General features: G+C 66.1%; 5 protein-coding genes. All 5 read right to left on the bottom strand.

Annotated elements, in window-relative coordinates:
• Positions 1 to 205: 205 nt before the first annotated feature.
• Positions 206 to 700 carry a metal-dependent hydrolase gene (locus tag Q0176_RS05570; protein WP_299300066.1) on the bottom strand — a complete coding sequence of 165 codons (495 nt, stop codon included), beginning with the start codon at positions 698 to 700 and terminating at the stop codon, positions 206 to 208.
• Complete coding sequence (locus Q0176_RS05565; RefSeq protein WP_299300064.1) at positions 700 to 1155, bottom strand: hypothetical protein; 456 nt, start codon at positions 1153 to 1155, stop codon at positions 700 to 702. Before Q0176_RS05565 ends, Q0176_RS05570 begins: the two co-directional genes overlap by 1 nt.
• Positions 1156 to 1214: 59 nt before the next feature.
• Positions 1215 to 2042 (bottom strand): metal ABC transporter permease, encoded by an 828-nt coding sequence (locus Q0176_RS05560; RefSeq protein WP_299300062.1) that lies wholly within the window; start codon positions 2040 to 2042, stop codon positions 1215 to 1217.
• Complete coding sequence (locus Q0176_RS05555; protein WP_299300060.1) at positions 2039 to 2797, bottom strand: ABC transporter ATP-binding protein; 759 nt, start codon at positions 2795 to 2797, stop codon at positions 2039 to 2041. The genes Q0176_RS05560 and Q0176_RS05555 overlap by 4 nt, the downstream gene beginning before the upstream one ends.
• A 12-nt stretch (positions 2798 to 2809) precedes the next feature.
• The coding region (locus Q0176_RS05550) for a metal ABC transporter substrate-binding protein (RefSeq protein ID WP_299300058.1) at positions 2810 to 3398 on the bottom strand (589 nt) is incomplete at its 5' end.

Here is a 3398-nt window from a genome sequence, read left to right as displayed (position 1 = left end):
GTACCATGTTTCCCTCTCCTCATCCCAAACGCTTCGGACTCTTTGTTCCTCGAACAGCTTCAATTCGGACCTCATGGGCTCATCTCCCTGCGGAGAGCGCGATCTCCAGCACAGAATTTCGAGGTTGTTTTTGCGGGGTCATCGATTTGCATACACAATACTGCAGAGAGGCGTTCGGCGTCCTGTCCGGACGTTCCCGGACGGATCAGAGCAGGACTCCCCGGCTCAGCCAGGCCCCCAGCGCCGAAAGGGACGTGAAGGCGACGAAGACCAGCTCGCCCCGGCTCATCTCGCCGCGTCGCGGCGACATCTCGAAGACGCGGAACCCGAATCGCCTCCTCCAGGGGACGAACAGGGGGACCTTGCCGCAGCAGGCGTCGCCCAGCACATGGAGCACGCAGCCCAAAAACCAGAAGGCGGCGCACCCCCAGACCGATTCGGGGCTCGCCGCGGCGAGCCCCGAAAGGCTCGGCACCGTGCGCTTCGCCCCCGCGAGGAAACAAAAGAGAAAGCCCGCCAGCCACAGGACGATCCAGTGCGAGCTCCTGCGATGGTGCCGGTTTCGCCCGGCGCCCCAGATCAGGTATTCGACCGTATCGGGAAACGCGCTGCCCAAGAGGCCGAAGAGAGCGGCGGGAAGCGAGCGCGTCAGGGCCCCGATGAACATGAAGTTCAGCACGCGGTGCCCGGGCCCCGTCATCACATGGCTACCTTCTGCTTGCCGCGCTTCGTCAGGACCTCCAGCTCCTGCACGTCGAGATAGGGATAAGGGGGCTCTCCGTTGTTCAGGTCCCGCTCCTGCAGCACCCCGGTGACGCGCACCCAGGCGTTCTCCGGAGGGACGTCCTTCCCCATGCAGGCGAAGCCGATGGGCATGTCGTCCGGGCCGCAGCAGACGGCGATGCGCACGACGGCGAACTTCTCCGGCCCCTCGCCGAAGTTCTCCGCCGTGATGGGCAGGACGAACCCCTCGTACTGGATGGTCTTGCCCCTGTAGTCGCTCATGTTCATGAAGATGTCCGTGATCATCCCCACGAAAAAGTTCTCGCGGATCACGTAGTCCGGCTTCCCGGACGCATCCGCGGGCAGGGCGGCGGCCAGAAGGCACAGGCTCAGCCCAAGGGCTGCGGTGCGCGCCCGTTTCAGTATCCTCATGCAAAACTCCTTTATCATGAAAAAATCCCTTTCCCGCCGCAGGCCTCCGGTCCGCCCGCTCACGCGGTGCGCCCCATGAGGCGCGACAGAAGCACGGCCCCGATCAGCGCCGCCACGTTGACGGACACGATGCTGGCGCCCGTGGGCAGGTTCCAGACGAAGGACAGGGCCAGCCCCGCGGCGAAGCAGATCAGCGAGATGCAGGCGGACGTCACGACGAGCGCCCGGAAGCTGCTCACCAGCCTGCGCGCCGTGACCGCCGGAAGGATGATCAGGCTCGATATCAGGAGCGTCCCCATCATCCTCATGCCCAGCACCACCGTGAGGGCGGTGAGGAAGGAGATCAGGAACTGATAGAGCGTGACGTTTATTCCCAGCGACCGCGCGTAGTCCTCGTTGTAGGTGATCAGGAAGAGCCGGTTGTAGAAGAGGATGAACAGGCCCGTGACGAAGAGCGAGAGGGCGACGGAGAGGACGACGTCCTCGTTCGTCATCGCCAGGATGCTGCCGAACATGTAGCTGCACACGTCGAGGTTCATCCCGCGCGTCAGCGCCGTGACGAGGACGCCGAAGGCCAGGGCGGCCGAGGCCGCGATGCCGATGGCCACGTCGCCGCCGACCCTCCTGCGCTGGCTGACGAACATGATGACGAACGACGCCGCGATGACCAGAGGCGTCGACACGTAGAGCGGCGGCAGGTTGAAGGCCAGGGCCACGGAGAGCGCCGCGAACCCCACCTCGGAGAGCCCGTGGCCGATCAGGGAATAGCGTTTCAGGACCAGGATCACGCCGAGAATGGAGGCGCACAGCGATACCATCACGCCGACGATCAGCGCCCGCGTGACGAAGGGATAGGACAGGACCTCCCAGACCTCTTGAAACGTCATGCCGACACCTCCGTGAGGACCGGCACGCCCTCGGGATCGAGGATGCCGGAGTCGAGGATGGAGGCCTTCCAGGCCCCGCTGCGCCAGGCATCGGGCGTCCCCACGAAGAGCAGGCGCCGGGCCATGACCGCGACGCGCGACGCGCGCGCGGCGACCTCGTCGAGGTCGTGGGAGACCATCACGATGGTCGTCCGCCGCTCCCGGTTAAGCCGGGCGAGCAGTTCGTAGAACCCGCGCCTGCTGTCGGCGTCCAGCCCCGAGCAGGGCTCGTCCAGGAGGAGCAGCTTCGGCCCGCGGCACATCGCCCGCGCAAGCAGGACGCGCTGCATCTGTCCTCCCGAGAGCTTCCCGATCCGCCGGCCCGCCAGGTCCGATATCTCGAAGGCCGAGAGGGCCGCCGTCGCGGCCTCCTTGTCCGCGCGGGTGTAGAACGGGGCGCGCCAGCCCCGGCGCTGGGTCCCGGTCAGCACGATCTCCCAAACCGTCGCGGGAAAGTCGCGGTCCGCCCCCTCGACCTGGGGGACGTAGGCCGCCCCGTCGGGGCCCGTCTCCAGGGCGACGCGTCCCCCCGCCAGGGGGGTCAGGCCCAGGATGCCCCGGATCAGGGTGCTCTTCCCCGATCCGTTGGCCCCCACGATGCAGAAGAACTCCCCCTCGGCGACGTCGAAGGAGACGTCCTCCACCGCGACGATGGAGCCGTACGCGATGGAGACGTGAGAGAGCGTCAGGAGCGCGCCGTCCCCGGAGCGATTCAACGGCCGCCCCTCCTACAGGGTCAGCGCCTGCTCGACGCTGTCCCGGTTGGCCTTCATGATGTCCAGGAAGGTCACACCCTTCTCGAACTCGTCCTTCGTCAGGTTGTGGGCCGTGCTGAACGTCAGCAGCTTCGCCCCCGTCTGCTCGGCGATGGACTGCGCGACCTTCGGGACGACAAACTCCTCGTGGAAGATGCAGCGAATGTCCTTTTTCCTGATGTACTGGATCACCTGGGCGATGCGCTGAACGCCCGGCTCGCCCTCCGAGGAGCAGGTGTCGTAGGCCGTCACGTAGTTCAGGCCGTAGTGCTTCAGGAAATAAAGGTAGGCGAAGCGTCCCCCGAACACCAGGGTGCGGTGCCGGCCCTTCTTCACGATGGAGGCGAACTCCGCGTCCAGCTCCGCCAGCCGGGCCTTGTACGCCTCGGCGTTCTTCGCGTACAGGTCCGCGTGCTCCGGGTCGGCCGTGCTCAGCCCGGCCGCGATGTTGTCCACCATTTTCCGGGCCAGGGACAGGTCCAGCCAGATGTGCGGATCGTACTCGTGGTGGTGATGGTGCGTATGTCCGTGCTCGTCGTGATCCTCATGGTCGGGCTCCTTC

It is taken from the genome of uncultured Fretibacterium sp. (assembly GCF_938040765.1).
Taxonomy (GTDB): Bacteria; Synergistota; Synergistia; order Synergistales; family Aminobacteriaceae; genus CAJPSE01.
This window is presented reverse-complemented; position numbering and strand designations above follow the sequence as displayed.

Coding starts and splice junctions, on each gene's coding strand:
- Q0176_RS05570 (WP_299300066.1), bottom strand. CDS start 700: ATGACGGGGCCCGGGCACCGCGTGCTGAACTTCATGTTCATCGGGGCC.
- Q0176_RS05565 (WP_299300064.1), bottom strand. CDS start 1,155: ATGAGGATACTGAAACGGGCGCGCACCGCAGCCCTTGGGCTGAGCCTG.
- Q0176_RS05560 (WP_299300062.1), bottom strand. CDS start 2,042: ATGACGTTTCAAGAGGTCTGGGAGGTCCTGTCCTATCCCTTCGTCACG.